Source organism: Candidatus Marinarcus aquaticus (genome assembly GCF_004116335.1).
Taxonomy (GTDB): domain Bacteria; phylum Campylobacterota; class Campylobacteria; order Campylobacterales; family Arcobacteraceae; genus Marinarcus; species Marinarcus aquaticus.
The window spans coordinates 50238-73019 of the sequence record NZ_PDKN01000004.1; the positions used below are offsets into that span (position 1 = coordinate 50238).

Annotated in this window: 19 protein-coding genes; 1 reads left to right on the plus strand and 18 read right to left on the minus strand. The window is 36.8% G+C overall.

The genetic code is table 11. The features are described from left to right. Position 1: 1 nt before the first annotated feature. The 9 genes from CRV04_RS07040 to yajC all read right to left on the minus strand — a co-directional run bounded on the left by CRV04_RS07040 (position 2) and on the right by yajC (position 9807). Positions 2 to 1147, minus strand: a complete 1146-nt coding sequence (locus CRV04_RS07040) for a bifunctional folylpolyglutamate synthase/dihydrofolate synthase (protein ID WP_228126506.1) — start codon at positions 1145 to 1147, stop codon at positions 2 to 4. Further along, complete coding sequence (gene lptE, locus CRV04_RS07045; protein WP_128996131.1) at positions 1104 to 1637, minus strand: LPS assembly lipoprotein LptE; 534 nt, start codon at positions 1635 to 1637, stop codon at positions 1104 to 1106. The genes CRV04_RS07040 and lptE overlap by 44 nt, the downstream gene beginning before the upstream one ends. A gap of 2 nt (positions 1638 to 1639) precedes the next feature. Continuing rightward, complete coding sequence (gene leuS / locus CRV04_RS07050) at positions 1640 to 4108, minus strand: leucine--tRNA ligase (RefSeq protein ID WP_128996132.1); 2469 nt, start codon at positions 4106 to 4108, stop codon at positions 1640 to 1642. A gap of 1 nt (position 4109) precedes the next feature. Further along, positions 4110 to 4454 carry a DUF6394 family protein gene (locus CRV04_RS07055; RefSeq protein WP_128996133.1) on the minus strand — a complete coding sequence of 115 codons (345 nt, stop codon included), beginning with the start codon at positions 4452 to 4454 and terminating at the stop codon, positions 4110 to 4112. Between the two features lie 71 nt (positions 4455 to 4525). After that, positions 4526 to 4996 carry a hypothetical protein gene (locus CRV04_RS07060; protein WP_128996134.1) on the minus strand — a complete coding sequence of 157 codons (471 nt, stop codon included), beginning with the start codon at positions 4994 to 4996 and terminating at the stop codon, positions 4526 to 4528. 70 nt (positions 4997 to 5066) lie between these two features. Beyond that, complete coding sequence (locus CRV04_RS07065) at positions 5067 to 6500, minus strand: hypothetical protein (protein WP_128996135.1); 1434 nt, start codon at positions 6498 to 6500, stop codon at positions 5067 to 5069. A gap of 418 nt (positions 6501 to 6918) precedes the next feature. Next, the gene (gene secF / locus CRV04_RS07070) at positions 6919 to 7890 is read right to left on the minus strand and encodes a protein translocase subunit SecF (protein WP_128996136.1); all 972 of its coding nucleotides are present in this window, start codon (positions 7888 to 7890) and stop codon (positions 6919 to 6921) included. Then, complete coding sequence (gene secD / locus CRV04_RS07075) at positions 7890 to 9458, minus strand: protein translocase subunit SecD (protein ID WP_128996137.1); 1569 nt, start codon at positions 9456 to 9458, stop codon at positions 7890 to 7892. Before secD ends, secF begins: the two co-directional genes overlap by 1 nt. Positions 9459 to 9537: 79 nt before the next feature. Beyond that, positions 9538 to 9807 carry a preprotein translocase subunit YajC gene (gene yajC, locus CRV04_RS07080; protein WP_128996138.1) on the minus strand — a complete coding sequence of 90 codons (270 nt, stop codon included), beginning with the start codon at positions 9805 to 9807 and terminating at the stop codon, positions 9538 to 9540. A gap of 25 nt (positions 9808 to 9832) precedes the next feature. On the opposite strand from yajC, the gene CRV04_RS07085 reads away from it, so the two are divergent. Beyond that, positions 9833 to 11053, plus strand: coding sequence for an apolipoprotein N-acyltransferase (locus CRV04_RS07085; protein ID WP_128996139.1), 1221 nt, complete (start codon positions 9833 to 9835; stop codon positions 11051 to 11053). Here the strand turns inward: CRV04_RS07085 and CRV04_RS07090 are convergent, their stop codons facing one another. The 9 genes from CRV04_RS07090 to hemA are packed head-to-tail and all read right to left on the minus strand — an operon-like array spanning position 11054 to position 22779. Continuing rightward, positions 11054 to 14173, minus strand: coding sequence for an efflux RND transporter permease subunit (locus CRV04_RS07090; protein ID WP_128996140.1), 3120 nt, complete (start codon positions 14171 to 14173; stop codon positions 11054 to 11056). Positions 14174 to 14182: 9 nt separating this feature from the next. After that, entirely contained in the window at positions 14183 to 15208 is a 1026-nt protein-coding gene (locus CRV04_RS07095; protein ID WP_128996141.1) for an efflux RND transporter periplasmic adaptor subunit, read from the minus strand. Next, entirely contained in the window at positions 15205 to 16407 is a 1203-nt protein-coding gene (locus CRV04_RS07100; RefSeq protein WP_128996142.1) for a TolC family protein, read from the minus strand. The genes CRV04_RS07095 and CRV04_RS07100 overlap by 4 nt, the downstream gene beginning before the upstream one ends. Continuing rightward, entirely contained in the window at positions 16407 to 16877 is a 471-nt protein-coding gene (locus CRV04_RS07105; RefSeq protein ID WP_128996143.1) for a FixH family protein, read from the minus strand. The genes CRV04_RS07100 and CRV04_RS07105 overlap by 1 nt, the downstream gene beginning before the upstream one ends. 48 nt (positions 16878 to 16925) lie before the next feature. Then, entirely contained in the window at positions 16926 to 17576 is a 651-nt protein-coding gene (locus CRV04_RS07110; RefSeq protein ID WP_128996144.1) for a DUF429 domain-containing protein, read from the minus strand. After that, the gene (locus CRV04_RS07115; RefSeq protein ID WP_128996145.1) at positions 17573 to 18976 is read right to left on the minus strand and encodes a CCA tRNA nucleotidyltransferase; all 1404 of its coding nucleotides are present in this window, start codon (positions 18974 to 18976) and stop codon (positions 17573 to 17575) included. Before CRV04_RS07115 ends, CRV04_RS07110 begins: the two co-directional genes overlap by 4 nt. Continuing rightward, entirely contained in the window at positions 18948 to 19739 is a 792-nt protein-coding gene (locus tag CRV04_RS07120) for a mechanosensitive ion channel family protein (protein WP_128996146.1), read from the minus strand. Before CRV04_RS07120 ends, CRV04_RS07115 begins: the two co-directional genes overlap by 29 nt. 9 nt (positions 19740 to 19748) lie before the next feature. Then, positions 19749 to 21473: a proline--tRNA ligase gene (locus tag CRV04_RS07125; protein ID WP_128996147.1), complete on the minus strand. Its 1725-nt coding sequence runs from the start codon at positions 21471 to 21473 to the stop codon at positions 19749 to 19751. Positions 21474 to 21483: 10 nt separating this feature from the next. After that, positions 21484 to 22779 carry a glutamyl-tRNA reductase gene (gene hemA, locus CRV04_RS07130; protein WP_128996148.1) on the minus strand — a complete coding sequence of 432 codons (1296 nt, stop codon included), beginning with the start codon at positions 22777 to 22779 and terminating at the stop codon, positions 21484 to 21486. Positions 22780 to 22782: the final 3 nt, after the last annotated feature.

Sequence of the window (22782 nt, forward strand, 5' to 3'; positions counted from 1 at the left end):
GTTACATCATCTTCAAAAATTTTTCTACAACAGTAAAAGAGCCAAACACCAAATAATTTTTCCCTTTTTCAACGCCTTTGAAATCACTGGCTTTAAGCCCAAGTTCACTGCACACTCTTTGGAGTGCCTCTTTTTTTAAGACCCGTTTATCTTCTACTTCAATGATTTCAATGCTTTCTATAATTGGTTTTAAAAGCATCAATACGCCTTTATAGTCTTTATCTTCAAAACTGTTATAGACCAAAGTTACTTTCTCACCTTTGTCTTCAAACTCTTTAGCAATAGCTTTGGCTGCAAGAGGGTTATGCCCTACATCAATGGTGATATCTGAAGCAATTTTTTGACATCGTCCAAAGAGTTGTATGTTTTGGAATTTCTCTAAATCTACTGGGATATTCATGTACTCTAAGGCTGAAATAACAAGGTTCAAATTCTCATGTAAATATGAAGGTAAGCCTTTGATTGAACTCGTGTCATACTCTTTGGCTTTTTCGTAGTTATAACAAGAAGCAATATCATAGACCTCTTCATGAGCTTGTTTATTGACAATCATTTTATTGTCACAGGCACGCATTTTAGTGCTTGCAATTTCAGCAATGGTGTTGCCTAAAAAACTTTGGTGGTCTAAATCAATCGCGGTAATCAAACTTAAATCATTAATCACCACATTGGTGGCATCAAACTCTCCTCCTAAACCTGCTTCTAAGACAAGATAGTCCAAGTGAGAGCTTAACAACAATGCCATTAATGTGGTGTACTCAAAGTAAGTCAGTTTTTCAATTAAATCATCCGGCAGAATATCTTGCAGTTTTTTGTGTGCTTGTTCGAGTGTTTCATCATTGGCATCCTCTCCATTGATCCAGATGCGTTCATTAAATTTAATGATATGTGGTGAAGAGTAGTGCATGGTGGTGTATCGACTTTGGTGTAAATACGAGGCTAAAAATCGTCCCGTACTGCCTTTTCCATTTGTGCCCACAATATGAATGACATAGGGAAGTTTTACATATAGACGTAAAAACTCCCATGCCATTTTAATGGTATTAAAATCAATCTTATCATAATAGAGCGTTTTGTGCTCTAAAAATCCTTCTAATGAGTGTTTACTGTTTTGCATCGCTTGATGGTTCTTTTCTAAAAGAGTCAATCGCCACTTTAGAGATAACCTCTTCTAAAGCTTTACTTGATGCGTTTCGAATTGCTTCAAACCGTTTTGCTTCTGAAATTTCATTGTCCCCATCGACACTGAAGTCATAACGTCCTGTAACGTTAAAGCTTCCTTTTCCTTCAGGACCGTCATACTTTACATTAATCGTAACATTGGCTCGATAGAGTTTCTCATACCCAATCTCATCGTATTGCAACGTTGACATTGATACAGAAGCCAGTCGTAAAAAGACAAGTGTGTCTGCTAACTCTCTGTCATGAACCAATGTAGCACCAAATCGGCTTACTAAAATCTCACTCATCGAGTCTTTGATAATAACAGAGTTTTTAGGGTCCTCCAAGCTTACATACATATCCACAAAGACTTTCCCTTTGATTCGCTCTTTTGCGTAATGCGATGAAGGTTTATACCCACACCCTACTAAAAACAGCACTGCTAAAACAGCCAATAACCCTCTGTTAAATCTCATACTTACCCTTTTATAACTAAGTTCACCAATTTATTTGGTACTAAAATCTCTTTGATTAACTCTTTACCTTCAAGGTGTTTCACCGCTGTCTCTTTTGCTAAAGCTAAAATCTCCTCTTTACTCGCATCAGGACTGACGACGATTTCACACCGTTTTTTTCCATTAATAGTAACAGCCAATTCAATGCTGTCAAGCGTAAAGACCTCTTCTTTGATTGGCAGTGGCTTATCAAAATTGAGTCGCTCAAACAACTTCTCTGAAAGCTCCCAACAAAGATGAGGGATGATTGGCTCTAAAATATTGGTTAAGATATAATACCCTTCAGCCCAAAGGAGTGGGTTCTTTTGTGCTTGAAGTGCATTCATCGCTTCCATAGATGAGGCGATCAACGTATTAAATGCAAACGTTTTATTGAACACTTCATTTGATTTTTTCAGTGCTTCATAAACTTTTTTCCGCGCCTCTTTTTCCTCTTTATCTAAAGCATCATGATTGATGCTCTCTATTTGTTCGATATTTTCAAAATCAACCAAAGAAGAACGCTCTGCAAATCTTTTAATAAATCTAAACGCACCCTCAACCGCACTGTCATTCCACTCTAACTCTTTGGTCGGAGGAGCAGCAAACATCATAAACAATCGCGCGGTATCTGCACCATATTGCTCAATGATTTTATCAGGGTCAACCACATTTCCTTTTGATTTGGACATTTTAGCCCCGTCTTTTAACACCATCCCTTGGGTTAAAAGCTTTTTAAAAGGCTCTTTAGAGTTGGTGTACCCTAATGCATTGAGTGCTTTGGTGAAGAATCGTGCATACAACAGGTGTAAAATGGCGTGTTCAATTCCACCGATGTATTGATCCACATCCATCCAATAATTCGAGTCACTCTTGCTCACACCCTCTTTGTTCCACACTTTTGGATTGGTTGCGTATCGTAAGAAATACCAGCTTGATTGTACAAACGTATCCAACGTATCGGTCTCTCTGATGGCGTCTTTCCCACATTTTGGACACTTACAGTGTTTCCATGTTGGGTGAGAATCCAAAGGATTTCCGCTTCCTGTGATTTCTACATCTTCAGGTAGTACAATGGGAAGGTTTTCAATCTTTTCAGGCACCAATCCACAATCATCGCAATGAACAAATGGAATAGGTGCTCCCCAATATCGTTGTCGTGAAACACCCCAATCTCTTAATTTATAATTGATTTGTTTCTTACCAAATGAGTTTTTCTCAAAGTGATAGATAATCGCTTTTTTCGCTTCATTGCTTTTTAATCCAGTGAAGGTTTCACTCTCAATTAACACACCGGGTTCAGTAAAAGCCTCTTTATACAACGGCACTTCTGAACCATCTGATTTTGCAATAACCTGTTTAATCGGTAAATCATACTCACGTGCAAACTCATAGTCTCGTTGGTCATGCGCAGGCACACACATCACTGCACCTCCTCCGTATGAACCTAACACAAAGTTCGCCACCCATACAGGGATTTTCTCATCGGTTAAAGGATGAAGCACATCAATCTCTAAACTCACTCCCTCTTTAGGCATCGTTGCTCTGTCTCTTTCAGAGTGTTTGAGCATGTTTTTGATTTTCTCTGTTTTGTACTCATCTAATAAATTGTTCTCTAACATGTACTCCACAATAGGATGTTCAGGCGCAATGGCTGAATACGTTACCCCATAAATGGTATCGGGTCGAGTGGTGAAAACTTTATATAAATTAAAGTTTTTATCCAATTTATATCGTGAATCCAGTGTTAAATTAAACGTAAACTCTAACCCTTCACTTCGTCCAATCCAGTTCTCTTGCATGGTCAAAACTTGGCTTGGCCAATCGTTTTCTAAGCTTTTTAAATCATCCAAAAGCTCTTGGGCATATTGTGTGATTGCCACGTAGTATCCGGGCATCTCTTTTTGCTCAATTTCATTACCGCATCGCCAACAACATCCATCTTCTACTTGTTCGTTGGCTAAAACCGTATGACAATCTTCACACCAGTTTACTGTTGTTGAGTGTCGGTAGAGTAACCCTTGTTCAAACATTTTAATGATGAACTCTTGTTCCCATTTGGTATACAATTCATCGCTTGTAGCAAACTCTCGTGTTTTTGAAAAAGACAACCCTAACGAGTTGAGCTCTTTTCTCATATAATCGATGTTTTCATACGTCCATTTTTTAGGGTGCAGTTTGTGTTTAATAGCGGCATTCTCTGCTGGCATTCCAAAACTGTCCCACCCAATTGGGTGCAATACATTGTAATCTGCTTTTCGATAATAACGTGCAAACGCATCACCCAAACAGTAGTTTCGAACATGTCCCATATGAATTCGTCCACTTGGATACGGGAACATACTTAAAATATATTTTTTCTCTTTATTTTGTTCGTCACTTGGTTCAAAACTGTTGTTTGCATCCCAATATGACTGCCATTTATATTCAATATCTTTTGGGCTATAATCCATCTTAATACGTGTCCTTCTCTTGGCTCTTTGCGCTTTCAATCAATGCTAATGCTACTGAAAAAATATTTGCAACAATCGCACCGATTGCTAAGGCAATCGCCATTCTAATATTGTCTGTAAAAGTTAAAACCATGAATGCTGGAATCAAGTGTAAGTCTGCTACTAAAGAACTTGCTAAGAGTTCTGCTGCGAGAAGATTTTTTACACCTATTTTTAAAATTGTAGAAATCACATTAACACCTGCTGCTAGAAACAGTGCAATGGCATTTGGCTCATAGAGGAAACCTGCCGTAGTTGTCAATGACATAAGTGAAAAGAAAATATAGGTTACTTTACCCCAATCCATGTTTGTCCTTTTATTTGTTGAATGTTGTAATAAAGGCTCTATTTTATCTAAAGATTGGTAAGAAAATGCTTTTAGTCTTGGTTTTTATTTCGTAAAGCAACCACCAATTGGTAAATCAAATAGGTGATGATGAGTTTAAAAAAGAGTTCCACCATCAAAGCAATACTAAAACCTGCTTGCAAATAGTGTATAGGAAAGAGATTATGTATCATCATATTAAAGGTTAAGTCATCAGTAATAACAAAATACAGACCCGTAACTCCAAAGAGGAAAAGCCATAAAAGAGTGGTCAAATTCCAGAATATAAAGTTATAAACACAACCCCAAATAAAGATTGTGAAATACAACCCTGCAAAGAGTTCTTTTGCTACCGTGTCGTCTGTTTTATCAATATACACTGAACCCGTGCCGATAAATAGGTACTCAAATATGGTGGCAAAGATTTCAAAGATGATAATCCAAAAAATAACCAGTTGCCAGTTTTGAGCGTGGTTTGAAGTGATTTTATCAAAACCGTGTCGTAATTTTTTCAGTTTACTCATGGTCATATCCGTTTCGTTATATAATAAAAATTATAGCAAATAATAATTTAAATAATCACATTTTTAAAAATTATTTTCGACGAGTGTTTTGTCGAATGGAGATGATGAGTTGGTAAATCAAGTAGGCGATGATGACTTTAAAAATAAGTTCTAAACCATTTATATGACTATCACTATACATAAAAGAAAATGGATTTATTGCTTTTGCTGGTAATTCCAACAACAAATCCTTGGTACTTAATATGTAAAATCCTATTATTAAAAATACAAACGATAATGTATACTTCTTTAACTTTTGATTTTCTAATATATTATCAATCAACAATGGTATAGATATACTAATAAAACAATAACCAAATATATTTGCTATCAAAGGTTTCATAAACTCTATTTTTACATCTAAAAAATAGTTCTGAATAAATCCACATCCCATGCTTAAAATAAGTATCCAAAACAGTGCTAAAAGCCAATTTTGTGAATGTTGACTAGAATAATCATGTAATTTAAATATTAATTTTTCTTTAAAATTATCTTTCCAAGTTATTTCTTTATCATACTGTCTCATCTCTAGTGCATAAAACTTATTCGCATCGATTATATTATTTTCTTGTTCAAAAGAATCCTTTATAATTCGCGCTGTCTCTCTATTTTGAACAGGAAAATCTATATTAGAAAATCTTGTTTTATTAAATAACCTTATATCAGTAAACGTAACTGGATTCTGTATTTTTATATTTTTTAATGTCAATAAATTATAAAAACTACTATTATGAAAATCTAATGCATCAAATTGTGAATTATTACCTAATATCCATACATTATTTTTAAAAGAGGTATTGCTAATTGCAAGCAGATTTAATTTTTCTAGCCTTAATAAAAAATCATCTTCAAAATTACAATTATCGATTATAAGGCTAGATTCACCTCTTGGTGATAAAATTACAGTTTTTTTAGAAAAATTTATACCTTTTAAAAATAAATTTCTAGCAAAAAAACATTTATCTATTGTTAATGGTTCTGTAATATGATTGGGTAATTTAAGTTCATCATAGAATTTACATAACATAAAGTTCAATTTCTTTTTAAATGCATATTTTTTAAAATCTGCAACTTCTAAAAAAGTACACTGATAAAACATAATATTTAATTCATTAAATACTGTATTTAAATCATTTACATGATATTCAAAAGAATAAAAATTAGTTGCTAAATCCATACGATTATCTTCATAATGGTTATACAAATATTCTTTTTGAAATTTAGGAAATATGACAAAACTATAGATTTGTCTTTCTGATAAGACATATGAATCTTCTAGACTTATATCTTTTATAGTTGATAAATCATCTTGAATAAACTGCCAGAAATCATTAACTTTCTTATTATTCCAGATTTTAACATTATCATGTATATCATACCAATCATCTTTTTCACAATGTAAAATACATTTATCTTTATTTTCAAAAACCTCTAATGTACAATCATGCAAACTACAACTACTCATTTATACTCTTTTAAATTTATTGTCTCAATATTATCATAATATATATTATTATCTTAAAAAGCTAAAGCTTTTCGCTTACACTTTCTTTCTCCGTAAAGAAACTTAGCAAAGAACCTCCTCAACAGCTTCAGAGTTTACTTCGTAAATTCCTTCAAATCAAAAAATATTTTCCTCTTCTCAGCTCTTGCAGGAGTTGAGTTTTAATATTCCCATGTACGTTGTTATATTGAAGTTTTTAAGTAGTTTTTTTAGATTTTAATTAATTTTTTTACAAATATTTGTTTATAAGGATTAGATTTTATGGAAGTTCAAGGCGAAGAGAGATTTTAAAGCGGAGCGTACATGAAGTACGTGAGCATTTAAAATCTCTCTTCAACGCAGAAATTGTGTGAAAGATGATGCTTAGAAACAAATATTTCTAGACGGTGCCTTTCTCATACATAGCCCGCATTTTCTCTTTCTCTTTTTGTTTTTTGAGCTTCTCAGCCTCACGTGCTCTATAATTATTCACAGAGAACTTCAACTGTGCCAAAAATGACGAAGCAACAAAGATAGATGAATAGGTCCCCACAATGATACCTACAACCATCGTAAAGGCAAATCCATGAATAATCTCACCTCCAAATACAAACAACGTTACCACCACGAAGAATGTGGTTAATGATGTCAACGTAGTTCTTGAAAGTGTTCGTGAAACCGACTCATTAATGACCAACAGAAGTTTCGACTCTTTAGAGGTATTAATCCCTTCTCGAATACGATCAAATACAATAATTGTATCGTTCAGCGAGTATCCCATGATTGTTAAAATCGCGGCTAAAATATCCAAGTTCACATCCACTTGAAAAAGTGCCAATGCCCCAATGGCAATGGTCACGTCATGAATGAGTGCCAAAATAGAAGCCACCGCAAAACGCCACTCAAATCGGAAACTCACATACGCCAAAATCACAAGCAATGACAGAGACATCGCCATAATCCCTTTTTCTCGTAGTTCATCCCCTACTTTTGGTCCCACCATGTCCACACGTCGAACTTCAAATGCTCCCGTAGGATCCAAAAGTGTATGTACGGTATCGCCAATATCATTTCCCAGTTCCGTTGACGACCCAGAGATTCGAATAACAATCTCTTGTGGAGTTCCAAACTCCGTGATACTTGCATTGGCAAACTTTGGATGAGCTTGCAGTATCTGACGAATATCATCAATGGGTGCATTTTGCTCATATTTTACTTGTACGAGTGTTCCTCCCGCAAAGTCAATACCAAAATTCAAACCTTTTGTAAAAATAATCCCTAATGAACCTAAAAACAAAAGTGCAGAAAGCGCTAAAAATGGAAGTCGTTTTCCCATAAAGTCAAAGATTTTATCTGATTTAAAAATTTCCATTATTTCACTCCAAACCAAAACAGTGTGTTTTTAGATTTTTGAATTTTATTTAAAAGCATCTCATAAATACCGTGTGTCCCTAAAATTGCAGTGAGCATTGAGGCCAAAATACCAATAGAAATCGTTACAGCAAATCCTTTAATAGGACCCGTACCGTATGCATACAAAATCACTGCTACTAAAAGCGTGGTAATGTTTGCATCTAAAATTGCACTCATGGCATTGGCGTATCCATCTTCAATGGCTTTACCAATTGAGGTGCCTGATTTAAGCAACTCTCGTATACGCTCTGTGATAATAACGTTTGCATCCACAGCCATACCCACAGTCAAAACAATCCCTGCCATACCCGGCAGCGTTAAGGTTGCGCCAAACATCGCCATAACAGCAACGATAATAAAGATGTTGGTAATCAATGCAATGTTTGCCACGATTCCTGCCATTCGGTAATAAACAATCATAAAAACAACCACACAAATAAAACCTAAAATAAGTGCAAGCAGTGATGCTTGAATCGAATCCGCACCCAAACTTGGTCCCACACTTCGTTTCTCTAAAAGTTTCACGCTTGCTGGTAATGCCCCACTTCGTAAAGCAATCGCCACGTTTCCTGCTTCAGTAATGGTAAATCCACCTGAGATTTGACCACTTCCTCCACCAATTCGTTCTCGAATATTCGGTGCTGAGTAGACTTTTCCATCCAACACCACCGCCAGTCGTTTACCGATACTTTTTGCAGTGAATTCACCAAAAATTCTTGCCCCACTTGAATTAAGTGTAAAGTTAATGATGGGTTGATTGGATTGGTCAAACGCCACTTTAGCATCGATGATTTGACTTCCATTTAAAATCGGAATCTCTTTGACCAAATATTTAAGCGCTGGGTCATCTTGTTGTTCTAAGATGATATCACCATATTGTGCCGCTTGTTCTGGACTTAAAGAATAAACTTGATCCGCCATATCTTCATCGACGGCCATGAGCTCTAAGTTGGCAGGTTTTGAGATAAGCTCTCGTGCGGCTCTCTCCTCTTCAATGGTTTTAATTCCTGGTAACTCCACCACAATGTCGGCTTCACCCTGTCGTATTACAGTTGGTTCTGCTAAACCAAATTGATCCAAACGATTTCGAATGGTCTCTACAGCTTGTGTCACTGAGAGGTCTTTTACAATAGCTTGTTCTTCCGCAGTTAAAGTAATCACATAGTCCAACGGTGTTGGTTTTTGGATACTTAATCCTTTGATAGTCGAAAGCATTTCATCTACTTTTGGCAGTTCATCTTCATCTAAAACCATGAAACGAATGGTATCATTTTTCATGCTTAAATCATCAATTAAAATCTCTTCATCTTCAGCGAAGTATTTAATTGACGTTGCGTATGTTTTAATTTTTGAAGAGACTGCTTCATCGGTATTCACCCCTAAAAGCATGTGCAATCCACCTTGTAAATCAAGCCCTAAGTTAATCTTTTTTCCACTCTCCATTTGTAAAAATGAAGGCATAGCAAAAACAACACCAAAGACGATACTGAGTGCAAATATTATTAGTCTGTAATTAAAGATTTTCAAGTCTTTCCCTTAAGTGAGTTGGTATGTATAAATCGGCTAAAACATGTAAAGATTTACATGTTTTATCGTGCAGTGTTTTTTATGCTTCTACTTTAGAAACAAACTCTCGAACAAGTTTCATTTCACTGTTGTCATGGTTTTTAACAATTAAGTACTCTTCTTCTACTTTAGTAATTTCAACCATTAAGCCACCGTGTGTTACAATCTTATCACCTTTTTTTAAGTTAGCAACCATCTCTTTATGCTGTTTAGCTTGTTTTTGTTGCGGTCGAATGATTAGAAAATAAAAAATTGCAAATAATGCAACCAGAGGTAATAATGAGCTTATTAAATCTCCACCTTGTCCCATCAAATTTCCTTTATGAGTATTTTTTATGTTTTTAATAAAACGCATAAATTCTAACAAAACAAATATAATAAAAGGCTTGTATACCAGCTTTTTTTTCAGTGCTTTTATCTATTTAAGCCTCTTTGAGATTGAATTCAAACTTTTGCATACACTTTTAGCTCTTTTGGCGATTTATCACTTTTTGCGTGTGCCTCGTCAAGCACTCTTTATGGCTGGTTTTTTTGTGGGCATTTTATGGTTTTATTGGGTGGGTTTCAGTTTTACCTATTATGAACTTGCTTACTTAATCCCTCTAGTGATTTTAGGCTTTGCTTTGTTTTATGGTTTTCTCTTTTTTGCGTGCACTATTATAGACAATATCATCTTTCGTTCACTGGCACTGATTGGATTGAGTTTCTTAGAACCTTTTGGATTTAACTGGTTCAACCCTGAACTGCTCTTTGTGCACAGCTATTTTGATATCGATAAACTCTCATTTATGCTCATCGTTTTAAGTATGGCGATGGTGACACAGTTTCGACTCATTGCACTTATTCCTTTAGTATTTGCCGTGCAGTTTGGTACGCCAACAATGATTACAAGTAAACTTGATATTGCCATGCCTCAACTGGAAATTGCACAAGAGCAGAAGTGGAAAAGAAGCAATTTAAATAAAATCATTGAACTTAATTTGACTCTCATTGATAATGCCATTTGGGAAGACAAAGAGTTGATTATCTTACCTGAAACCACCTTGCCATTGCTTCTGAATCAAAACGATGTTTTACTGGATAAACTTAAAGAGAAATCGTTTTACATTGAGATTGTTTTGGGTTCTTTGTTTAAAGAAGGAGAGCTTTACCATAACTCAACCTATCACTTTTCACAAGGGAAAATGAGTGTAGCCAACAAAGTGGTACTTGTGCCTTTTGGAGAAGCCGTACCGCTTCCTGAAGTGCTTCGCAACTTTATCAATGACACCTTTTACAATGGGGCTAAAGACTACACTAGAGCTACTGCACCTACAGATTTTAATATCAAAGGGGAGTCGTTTAGAAATGCCATTTGTTATGAGACCACCACACATGAGATTTTTGAGAATCTCAATGGAGTCAAACAGATGATTTCTATTTCAAACAATGCCTGGTTTACACCCTCTATTGAGCCAGTGTTACAAAAACTGTTGATGAAGTATTATGCTCGATTATATGGCGTGACGATTTACGCAGTAGCCAATGGCAGCGAGAATGCCATCATCACTCCGTAATTAATGAGATAAATCAACGCGTCCCATCTCACCTTTTTTACGAATGGCTAAGATATAGAAAATTGAAGGAATAATAATCAGCGTTAAAAAGGCTGAACTTATCATTCCTCCAATCATCGGTGCAGCAATTCGTTGCATCACTTCACTTCCCACTCCATCAATATACATGATAGGAATAAGCCCCCCTAAAATAGCAAAGAGTGTCATGAGTTTTGGACGAAGTCGTAACACTGCTCCTTTATAAATGGCATGGAAAATGTGCGTTTTATTGATTTCCTCTAAACACTTCTCTTTGAGTTCCAACATCGCTTCATGCAAATAAACCAACATCACAATCGAGGTTTCTGCTGCTACTCCAAGCAACGCTAAGAATCCCACAATCACAGCAATTGAGATATTAAAGTTCAAATACTCCAAATAAAATATCCCACCCGTGAGTGCAAACGGTAAGGTGAAGAATATGATTGCTGTATAAATCATGTTTCTTAGTGCAAAGAAAATAAGCAAAAAGATAATCACAAACGTCAAAGGAATGATATACACTAAACGTTTCATGGCACTCTCTAAATACTCACTTTGTCCTGCCCACTCCATATAAAAGCCTGAGGGCAACTCGATGCTTTTTAAGAGTTCTTTGGCCTCATCTTTATACGCTTTGGCTGAAATCTCTTGATTTGGGGTGATGTAAATAAAGTTTACATTCAATGCCTTCTCAGACTTAATCACCGATGGTCCCTCTTCATAAACAAGCTTTGCAAAAGTACTTAAAGGTTGAAACCCTAACTTGGTTTTGATTTGCAAGTTATTGAGTGTAGTGATATCTTCACGTTGACTCATTTCATATCGCAAACTGATTGGATATCGCTCTAAGCCATCAAACATCGTAGAGACTTGTGTTCCTGCCACACCTAAAGAGATGGTGCTTAACACATCATTTTTGGTAATTCCATACCGTGCCAAGGCTTCTTGCTCTAAAGCAATATCCAAATAATATCCTGAGTTGATTTTATCACTTGAGACACTCAACGTTTTGTCAAACTTTTTGAGTGTTTGCTCAATTTGCAGTGCTACTTCTTCCAGTTTCTCATGGTCGTTTCCATAAAGCTTAATTCCCAATGGGGTTCGAATCCCTGTGAGTAACATATCAATTCGTCCTCGAATAGGATAGGTCCATGAGTTAATCAAACCCGCCACTTGAAGTTTTTGGTCCATCTCTTTCATGAGTTGCTTATAGGTCATGCCCTCACGCCATTGCTCTTCTGGTTTAAACTGAATAATAGTTTCAATCATGGCCAATGGGGCTGGGTCAGTTGCTGTGTCTGCTCGCCCTGCTTTACCAAACACCGTCTGTACTTCTGGAAATGATTTTAAAACTTCATTGGTTTTTTGCGTGAGTTCTTTGGCCAAATCCACACCGATACCATACGGAGTAACAGGCATATACATAAAGGTTTGCTCGTTCATCATGGGCATGAATTCCCAGTTCATGTTTTTATACACCGGATAAGCTGCCATCACCGTCACCGCAAAAACAGCTACCACCGCGTATCGAAATCTCAAGGCAAGCTTGAGTAGAGGCGAATACAACTTCACAAAAAACTTATTCAAATAGTTTCTATCTTCAGGCACAATACGCCCTTTGATAAAATAAATCATCAAAATTGGTACGAGTGTAATTGAGATAACTGCCCCAGCAATCATGGCAAACGACTTCGTAAATGCCAATGGGGAAAAGAGACGTCCCTCTTGACCCGTCAATGCAAAAATAGGTAAAAAAGAGACCACGACTAACACCAGTGCAAAGAAGATAGGACGCCCTACTTGTTTGGCTGATTGCACGACTATATCCATGCGCTCTTGGGAAGTGAGGTTTTCTTTGTTTTGCAAGTGTTTATGGGCATTTTCAACCATGACAATGGTGGCATCCACCATCGCACCAATGGCAATGGCAATCCCTCCTAAACTCATGATGTTTGAACCCAAGTTAAAAAACTTCATCAGTAAAAAGGCAAACAACACGGTCAATGGCAACGTAATGATGATAATCAACGCACTTCTAAAGTGAAACAGAAACAACCCACTTACAATCATCACAATGATGCTCTCTTCTATGAGTGTATGTTTGAGTGTATCAATGGCTTTATCAATCAGAGAACTTCTGTCATAGGTTTCTACTACTTCCACATCAGGCACTTGAAGAGTTTTCAGTTTCTCTTTTACAGCTTTGATGACTTTATAGGGATTTTCACCATATCGTACAACGATGATTCCCCCAACGGTTTCACCCTCTCCATTTAAATCCGCCATCCCTCGACGGTTGCTTGAAGTGACATTAACTTGTGCAATGTCTTTTATTTTTAAAGGATTGCTGCCAATGGTTTTGACGGTGATATTCTCAATATCCACCACACTTTGTAAATATCCACGGGCAGTGATGATATGCTCAAAGCCATTTTCTAAAAGGAGTCGACCCCCTTTGTCATCGTTGTTTTTTGTTAAGGCTTGTTGCACCTCATTGATGCTGACATTGTACTGCACGAGCCTGTCTTGGTTGAGTGTGATTTCATAATTTTTAATGAAGCCACCAATGGATGCAACTTCAGAAACCCCATCCACACCTAATAGTGCAAACTTATAGTAATAATCTTGAAGCGTTCGAAGCTCGGCTAGTGTTTTAGTATCTGATTTAAGAGCATACTCATACGCCCAACCAACCCCAGTGGCATCTGGTCCAATAGCCACACTCGCACCTTGTGGAAAAGTTCCTTGCAACGTTGAGAGCTGTTCTAAGATACGGTTTCTTGCATCGTATAAATCACTGCCATCTTTGAAAATAACATAAATCAATGCATTTTGAAAACTGCTCATGGCTCGAACGGTTTCAATGTTTGGCAGACTCATCAAGTTTGAAATCAAAGGGTATGAAATCTGTTCTTCAATGGTTTTAGGACTTTGCCCTGGCCATTTGACTTGCACAATCACTTGTGGAGGTGAAAGGTCTGGCAAAGCATCAAGGCTGGTGTTTTTAACCGACCATAAAGACGCCACTGCTAAAACGGCACATAAAAACAGAATGATAAATCGGTTTTTTACACTGTATGATATTACTTTTTCAACCATGATGTTTTCCTACCAATCCTCATTATCCCAATCATCACCGCCACTTTTGTATAAAGCATTGGTTAGGGCATCTGAATCAAGTAAAAAAAGAGCATTGTTGATTACTTTTTCACCCTCTTTTACCCCACTGATAATCTCATATTCACTGCTTGAGATTCGTTTTGCTGTGACCTCTATTGGTTCATACTCTTGTTGTGATAAAAACAAGAAAACATAGTGTTTTTCCCCTTTGGTAATCACAGCTGTTTTAGGCAATACCAATGCCTCTTTGCTTTGAATCATCACTTGTACTTTTCCAAACATATTGGGACGCAGTTGTAAGTCTTGGTTTTGCACCACAAATCGCACGTCCACCGTTTGACTCTTTTCATCCAAATAAGGGTAGACAAAATCAACTCTTGTTTTTAACACTTGCTCAACACCATCAATCTTGACTAAAGCTTTCATCCCCTCTTTGAGTGATGCCACATCGTTTTGATAGACTTTAGCAATAAACCAAAGTTGGTCAATATTGGCCAATTGTAAAAGCAGTTGCCCTTTTTTAGCAAAGCTTCCTTTATTGATGTTTCGTTTTAAAACCAGTGCATTAAAAGGCGTATAAAAACTCACCTCATCTAAAGCTTTCGATGACGATTTTATCTTTTGAAGCATCTTAGTATCAATATCTAAAGCAATCAGTTTTTCATAGGCACTTGCATAGAGTTTTTCATTGATGCTTTTTACAATGTGTAACTCTTTTTGAATCGTTTGCACTTCATTGGAATCAACAGAGAAAAGTGGCTCTCCTTTTTTTAAGAGCATATAATCTTTTGAAGCATTTAAGTTCGTAATATATCCATCAAAACGTATCACCACATCTTCAATGGCACTTGTACTTACAGCGGTGTTTCCATAAAAGGTTTTTTGTTCATGAATATTTTTTTTAACAACCTCAACCACCTCTTTGTTAAAGAGTTGTTTGGCTTCTAAAATTTTTGCACTGCTAGCTTGTGTCATAAGCACGAACAGTATTATCAAAGTAAGTAGTGTTTTCATTGATTGCTCCAAGCGTAGCCATAATAGATGGCTTGTGCTAAATTATTGTAATAGTTTTTTTGTTCATCTAAAACCTCAAACTCAAAGCTGATAAGCTCATTGAGATTTTGTATCACTGCTTGAGGTTTGATTTTTTGTAAAGAGTTATACACCTCAACGGCCTCTTGCATTTTTTGTTTGGTAGGGATAATGCTTTGTTGTAAAATTTCCAATGCTCGTATACTCATATCAAGTTCATTTTGAATTTGTGCAATATTGGTTTGAAAATTTGTTTTCAAATCTTCAAGTTTGCTTCTCTCTTCATACGACTTTGACTTCGCTTGCAAAGCTTTGATATTTTCACTGCCATAAATGGCCAATGGAATCCCCAAAGAGAAGTTAAAGTAGTCTTCATACTTATCATCTCTTTGAAAATACGCCATATTGAGTTTCACATCGGGAATTTTCTTTTCATACTCCAGTGCCTCTTGGTCTAAAAACCGTTTGATTTTAAGCTCTTGAATTTTGATTTTTGGATGACTCAAATAATCAATATTCAAATGCTTTTGAGTGGTTTCTAATGCCACTTCAAGATGCTCAACTTTTTGCTGTGTTATCTCTTCAAGTTTGAGATACAAGTTTGCAATGATGTTATCCAATCGCTCAATGTTTAAAAGCGTTTTATGATACAACACTTCCACATTTAAACTCTCTGTTTGCAATGTTTGGTCATTTTCATACAGTGCTGTGGTGAGTGCTTTAAGTTGTTCAATGTTGTGCAAATAGGTTTTAAAAAGTGCTTTTTTTTTCTCTAAAACCACAATAGAGTATCCCAACTCTATGATTTTAGATTTGAGTTGCAGTTTTTTATCCTCTAAAACCAAAGCCGTGATGGCTCTGTCTTTTTTGGCGATTTGCTCTTGTATGTCTAAACGACTGCTTAAAGGAACCACTTGCGAAACTCCAATATATTGAGCTTGCATGGGTTCTAAATCTCTTCGACTGATATCTCCTGATTGCACATCATTTACACCAAATGTTAATGTCGGGTTTTGCCACTTTGTAGAGAGTTTGATGTTCTCATCAGCCGTTTTTATTGCTTTTTCTAACCCTTGAATCGTATAGTTTTGTTCAAGACTTTTATCAATAAGCGACTGTATATTTTGGGCAAAACTCAATTGCGCTGCTAAGAAGATAAGCCAAAGAGATTTTTTAAACATCAGTAGTTTACACTCCCTTTAACCATTTGAACTTTTCCATCGGCTGTTTTAAACTTGATTTGGTATTGCCATGTTCCGTTCATACTTAAATTCACATCACACTTATATTTACCGTTTTCAAATTTTGCATTACCTTTATGTTCCATATATGGCATACCTGGCATCTCTGGCATGAAGAATTTCACTTTCACTTGTGCATCATTGATCATCATTCCTTGGTGTCCAATCATGATGTGCATTTCATTGTTTCCATTGGTCAATGGTTTCTCACTGCTTAATATTACATTGAACCCTTCTCGTGTCATCATCTCATTGTGATACGCCATTGCATTACCTTGTCCCATGTCATGATTCATTTGTGCATGATTCATTTTAGAGTGATCCATGTTATTCATATTATGACTCTCAGCCATCATACTTGTTGCAGCAATAAGTACTGAGGCAACAACAATTGATTTTAACTTTTGCATACTTCTTCCTTTACTTGATTTCAGAAAGTATACGATGTTACGTGTGGATTATATGTGTAGTTTTTGAGGGACAATCAGCAGATTATCATAAGAGTGATGTCCATGCTTAAAACCGTACCAAAGGGTTAATGCACAACAAATGGCATCGAGTCTGTCTTCAGTGGTTTTAAGTTGCTTCCCTTTTGCATGCGGGATATTCATATCAGGAATATTACAAATATACAGTGAAAGATATTCGGCATATCGTTGCAGTTGCTCTTTTATATATTGAACATCTCTTCCCTTTTTACGTTTATAAGGCAAGACATGATCTTTTGTAAAGAGTTGTATGATGGTTGCATGAGGATAGACTTCAAAAAGATTCTCTCTTAATGTGTATTCAATACTGTTTGCAATTTCTTCGCCTCGTATCTCTTTATACAAACGTTTAAAAAGTGTGCGATTAACGGGGTAGGCTCCCAGTTTGTATTTGGAAAAGTCTTTTAAGAAGTTTTTCTCTATTTGACGATTACCTTGCTCATTTTCAATAAGCAGTGGTGCATCGATGCCTATTTTATCAGGCTTTTTTTCTTTAATATATTCAACGATTTCTTGTGTACTTTGTAAATCAACAACTTCCAACAATTGATTCTCTTCAATGAGTGCTAAAGAGGTAATGTTATTGCTTGACCACGCTAAGTCAATCCCTAAGTATCTCATAGATAGTGTTTCTTAATCGCTTTTAGAATCTGCTCTTTATCGTTATTGGGATTGTCCAGTTGCAGTTCATATGCAAACTCTAAAATTTCACTGAACATTTGTGAGGGTTGCATCCCCAGTTGAAGTAAATCTCTTCCCAAGACTAAAGGCTTTTCTGCTTCATTTTTCACGTTGAGTTCTTGTGCCGTTTCTAAAAGCCACGCTATGGCTTTATCACACTTAGAACTATCTGGAAGTGTTCGTCCTTTACAATCAGCCAAGGCCACTTTACACAACAGCTCAATGTTGACTTTGCTTGCCAATCGTTTGACGGCTTTAAGTGAGGATTGTTGTAAAAAGAGTTGAAAAGGTGCTAAATGATACTCCACTAAAGGCACAATCGCTTTGATGAGTTTTTTGTCATTGGTTAAACGCTCTAAAAATGAAAGCGTAGGAGCTACTCCCTCTTTTTCATGTTTATAAGAGGTGATTTTTCCATTAATGATTTCCGTTGTCATTGGTTTTCCCAAATCATGACATAAAATTGCCAACATCAATAACAGTTTTTCACTCTCATCGGTGGTTTGGATTTTCACCATCTCATCAAGGCACATCAGTGTATGCACCCACACATCCCCTTCTGGGTGATATTCTGGTTCTTGCTCACACCCTACAAGAGCTTCAAGTTCTGGAAAATAAGGCAGGATATTTAAATCTTTAAGCAGTTCAAAGCCACGTGAGGGTTTTTTTGATTTCAGAAGCAGTTTTTTAAACTCTTCAAAGATACGGTTATTAGAAAGCGCTTCTAATTCGCCAGAGTTAACTATAGATTGACATAAAGAAAAGGTTGCTTCATGCAACGTTAAATCAAAACGTGCACAAAACTGTATGGCACGATAGACACGTAAGGGGTCTTCCACAAAAGTTTCATCTTTAATATGCCGAAGAGTTCCTTTTTTTAAATCCTCTAAACCATTGTGTGGGTCTAAAAATGTTTGAGTAGTATAGTCAAACCCCATGGCATTCATGGTGAAATCACGGCGTAAGCTTGCGGTTATAAAATCCATGCTGGCATCGCAAGTGACTTCAAATCCCGTATACCCAACTCCTGTTTTCTCTTCTCGCCTTGGCAACGCAAAGTCAAACTCATCACTGTCCACATGCAGTTTATACACACCAAAACTTTTTCCCACAAACTTTATCTCACCAAAGCGTGAAAGGGTCTTTTCAATCACAGCTTCATCGCTGCAACCAAAGAGTTCAATATCATAATCTTTAATGGGTTTATCTAAATAGAAGTCTCGAACGCAACCGCCTACAAGAACAGGAGCAATGCCTTGTTCTTGTAAAGCGTTTAAAATAGGTTCAAGCGTAGAAGGTACGCGTATGAAGTTATTTTTTCTCTTTGTATACGTGTACATCGGTTTGAGGATAAGGAATAGAGATACCCTCTGCATCAAATGTTGTTTTAATGGTTTCAGTCAGGTTAAACTTTACATCCCAATAATCAGGTGTGTTTACCCATGCTCGTACTACAAAGTTCACTGATGAATCGCCCAGTTCACTCACGGCAACGGTGATACCATCATCAAGCAATACTTTTTCATTGGCATTGATAATTGAAGTTAACACCTCTTTGGCTTTTTTAATGTCATCATCATAACCAATCCCCACAACCAAATCGACTCTTCGTTTTTCATGTGCATTAATGTTAACGATGTTTCCACCAGTGATACCTGAGTTGGGTACTAAAATCTTTTGATTATCGGGTGTTGTAAACTCCGTATTAAACAGATGAATCTCTGTTACTTTCCCTGTCACACCACCAGCTGTTACCACATCACCTACTTTAAAAGGTTTAAAGAAAATCAGCATTACTCCAGACGCAAAGTTTGACAACGAATCTTTTAAAGCCAAACCAACCGCTAAACCAGCAGCACCAAGCACAGCTAGGAATGAAGTGGTCTCAACGCCTACTTGCTCTAAGGCTGTAAGAATCACTACTACAAGCAATAAGTAGTATAAGATATCTTCAAAGAAGTTAATCAACATGTCATCAAGTTTTGGATTTTTATGCATCATTTTTGCAATGAATCCAGTCAACTCTTTAGCTACCCACTTACCAATAAAAAAAATCAACAGTGCATAGATGATATTCACTGCATATTCAAAAATCATATCCATCGCTTATCCTTATTGTGCAATTAAAGTTTGAAGGGTTTCAACCACTTTATCTAAAGCCACCTCTTGTTTCTCTAGCGTTTTTCTCTCCACAATTTCAACAAACCCTTCAGTGAGTTTTTTACCTACAACCACAGCGTATGGGAAACCAATGAGTTCAAAGTCACCCATTTTAAAACCAAATCGCTCTTTGGTTCTGTCATCAATAATGGTTGAAATACCTGCTTTTTTCAATCCTTCATAGATTTCAAGGCCGGCATTAAGTTCATCATCTTTTTTAGCATTTGATACAATCACATCCACTAAAAATGGTGCCGTTGTTTTTGTCCAAATACACCCTTTTTCATCATGGTTTTGTTCAATCACTGCTGCTACGAGTCGTGATACACCAATTCCGTAACATCCCATGATAAAGGGTTGAGATTTTCCATTGGCATCTAAAAAGTTTGCCTCCATTGCTTCAGAGTATTTGCTTCCCAATTGGAAGATGTGCCCTGCTTCAATCCCTTTAGTATATCGAAGTTCTCCACCACAACAGTTACATTTATCCCCCTCTTGTACCGCAACTAAGTCAAAATAGGTTGCATCTTTAAGTGATGAAAGGTCCGTACCTGTTAAGTGGTAGTTCTCTTCATTGGCTCCACACACCAAACCGTGCTCCCCTTTAATCTCTTCATCAATAACAAATGTGATACCTGCAGGCAGATTAAATGGTCCTACATAACCTGCACAAAGTCCAGCTTGTGTAATCTCATCTTCACTTGAATCAAGCAATTCTAAAGCATCCACCGAGTTACACGCTTTGGTCTCTTCAAGTTCATCATCTCCTCGAACAAAAAAGACCACCACTTTTTTCTCTTCTTCATACACGGCAGTTTTAATCACAGCTTTAATCGTTTGCGCTTGTGAGACACTCAAGAAGTTACTCACTTCTTCAATGGTTTTAAACCCAACGGTTTCCACTCTCTCTTGTTTCACATCGATTTCAGTGTTTTCAAACCAAGGCGTAAAGTGTCGTTTCTTTCTTTTTGCTGCTTCAATGTTCGCACCATAATCACATGAATCACATACAACAATGGTGTCTTCCCCTGAGTTTGCAAGAACATGAAACTCTTTTGAACCACTTCCTCCAATGGCACCCGAGTCTGCTTCAACCACTCTGAACTCTAATCCCAATCTCTCATAGACTCTTTTATAGGTTGCTTCCATGAGTTCAAACTCTCGCACCAAATCCTCTTGTGTGGCATGAAAAGAGTAAGCATCTTTCATCAAGAACTCTCGTCCTCGCATTAAACCAAATCTTGGTCGTGCTTCATCTCTGAATTTTGTATAGATTTGATAAAGATTAATAGGCAGGTCTTTGTATGAAGTGATTCTATTTTTTACCATATTTACAACCGCTTCCTCATTGGTAGGACTGAGAACAAAATCCGCATTTTTTCTGTCTTTAAATCGTAAAAGCTCTGGTCCCATTGTCGTGGCTCGACCTGACTCTTGCCAAAGGCTTAATGGCGTTACAAAACCAAACTGTACTTCATTGGCTCCGGCTTCATCCATCTCCTCTTTTACAATCGCTCTGATTTTATCTAAAACAATTTTTCCCAACGGCATAAAGTCATAAATTCCTGCACCTGTTTGTGCAATAAATCCTGCACGTACTAAAAACTGATGCGATGGAAGCGTTGCATCGTTTGGTGTCTCTTTGGTTGTTGGGATAAACATTTTACTGAATTTCATTCACATTTTCCTAGTTATTAAATTTTATAGCGTGTTCACATTGGTGGAACATATTGGAATCGTTTTGCAGTCCAAATACTGATTGCACGGCACCTAAAACAACATCACACTCTACATTTTGAGAGATAGTTTTAAGTTGCTTGGTTGGTTCATGCAAGAACTCTGTTAAGACTGTTTCACACAGTTTTCGAATATTTTCTTCATTGCTTGCATCCACAAAGCCTTTTTTAATGGCATTTTCAACTTTTTTTTGTACCACATCATTGGCTTTTAGATAGAGTTGTTTTACTACAGGTTCAATCTCTAAAGATTTTAACCACTCAAAGAACTCCATAGAGAGTTGATTAACAATCAAATAAGCCTGTTTCGCACTCTCAGCTCGCAAACTCATGTTTTCATTCACAATATCTTGTAAGTCATCCACCGCAAAGATTTGAAGATGATTGCTTTTAATGTCATCAATATCTCGTGGTACGGCAATATCAAACCAATATCGGTTGAAACTGCACTCTTGCACCATGTTTTGTTTGATAATGGGATACGGAGCAGAAGTTGCTGTAATCATCACGGGAATTTCATTTAACAGTTGTGTTACTTTTTCATACGGTTCAACGCAAATAGGTTTATCAAAGGTATCTGCAAGCAGTTTGGCTTTTTTAATGTTTCGACTGACTAATACCACATCAAATCCAGAAGAGATAAGGTGTTTAATCGTCAATTCACTCATCTCACCTGCACCAATAACCAGCGCTTTTACATTTTGTGTATCGTGAATAATCTCTTTGGCTTTAGCCACAGCCGTACTTGCAACTGAAACAGAACCTGTTCCTAAACTGGTCGCAGTTCGAACAGCAGCTGCACATTTAAACGCGTAGGTCATGGCACGCGTAATGCCTTGTGAACAGTGTCCTTTTGCAAGGGAAAGTCGATAGGCATCTTTGAGCTGCCCTACAATTTGAGTCTCTCCAATGACCAAAGAGTCCAAGGCAGAAGCCACTGTAAAGAGGTGATGAATCGCTCCCGTGTTGTCATACATGTCTGCACGGTTAGAAAGCTCCTCATAATCAACCGTAGAGTAGTTTGAAAGTGTTTTTAAAATCACCTCTTTGGCTTGCTCTATATCATTAACCGTGGTCATAATCTCCACTCGGTTACAGGTTGACAATAAAACTGCTTCACGAATAATAGAGTTATCTAAAATCGTTTTGAGATAGGCTTCAACCATGTTATCATCAGAAAATGCCAATTTCTCTCTGGTTTGAATGTCGGTATTTTTGTGTGTGAAACTGATACTTAAATAGCTCATTTA

What these genes read in the sequence shown, in the direction of transcription:
- lptE (WP_128996131.1), bottom strand. Translation starts at nt 1,637, where the DNA reads ATGAGATTTAACAGAGGGTTATTGGCTGTTTTAGCAGTGCTGTTTTTA.
- leuS (WP_128996132.1), bottom strand. Translation starts at nt 4,108, where the DNA reads ATGGATTATAGCCCAAAAGATATTGAATATAAATGGCAGTCATATTGG.
- CRV04_RS07055 (WP_128996133.1), bottom strand. Translation starts at nt 4,454, where the DNA reads ATGGATTGGGGTAAAGTAACCTATATTTTCTTTTCACTTATGTCATTG.
- CRV04_RS07060 (WP_128996134.1), bottom strand. Translation starts at nt 4,996, where the DNA reads ATGAGTAAACTGAAAAAATTACGACACGGTTTTGATAAAATCACTTCA.
- CRV04_RS07065 (WP_128996135.1), bottom strand. Translation starts at nt 6,500, where the DNA reads ATGAGTAGTTGTAGTTTGCATGATTGTACATTAGAGGTTTTTGAAAAT.
- secF (WP_128996136.1), bottom strand. Translation starts at nt 7,890, where the DNA reads ATGGAAATTTTTAAATCAGATAAAATCTTTGACTTTATGGGAAAACGA.
- yajC (WP_128996138.1), bottom strand. Translation starts at nt 9,807, where the DNA reads ATGGGACAAGGTGGAGATTTAATAAGCTCATTATTACCTCTGGTTGCA.
- CRV04_RS07085 (WP_128996139.1), top strand. Translation starts at nt 9,833, where the DNA reads ATGTTTTTAATAAAACGCATAAATTCTAACAAAACAAATATAATAAAA.
- CRV04_RS07090 (WP_128996140.1), bottom strand. Translation starts at nt 14,173, where the DNA reads ATGGTTGAAAAAGTAATATCATACAGTGTAAAAAACCGATTTATCATT.
- CRV04_RS07095 (WP_128996141.1), bottom strand. Translation starts at nt 15,208, where the DNA reads ATGAAAACACTACTTACTTTGATAATACTGTTCGTGCTTATGACACAA.
- CRV04_RS07100 (WP_128996142.1), bottom strand. Translation starts at nt 16,407, where the DNA reads ATGTTTAAAAAATCTCTTTGGCTTATCTTCTTAGCAGCGCAATTGAGT.
- CRV04_RS07105 (WP_128996143.1), bottom strand. Translation starts at nt 16,877, where the DNA reads ATGCAAAAGTTAAAATCAATTGTTGTTGCCTCAGTACTTATTGCTGCA.
- CRV04_RS07110 (WP_128996144.1), bottom strand. Translation starts at nt 17,576, where the DNA reads ATGAGATACTTAGGGATTGACTTAGCGTGGTCAAGCAATAACATTACC.
- CRV04_RS07115 (WP_128996145.1), bottom strand. Translation starts at nt 18,976, where the DNA reads ATGTACACGTATACAAAGAGAAAAAATAACTTCATACGCGTACCTTCT.
- CRV04_RS07120 (WP_128996146.1), bottom strand. Translation starts at nt 19,739, where the DNA reads ATGGATATGATTTTTGAATATGCAGTGAATATCATCTATGCACTGTTG.
- CRV04_RS07125 (WP_128996147.1), bottom strand. Translation starts at nt 21,473, where the DNA reads ATGAAATTCAGTAAAATGTTTATCCCAACAACCAAAGAGACACCAAAC.
- hemA (WP_128996148.1), bottom strand. Translation starts at nt 22,779, where the DNA reads ATGAGCTATTTAAGTATCAGTTTCACACACAAAAATACCGACATTCAA.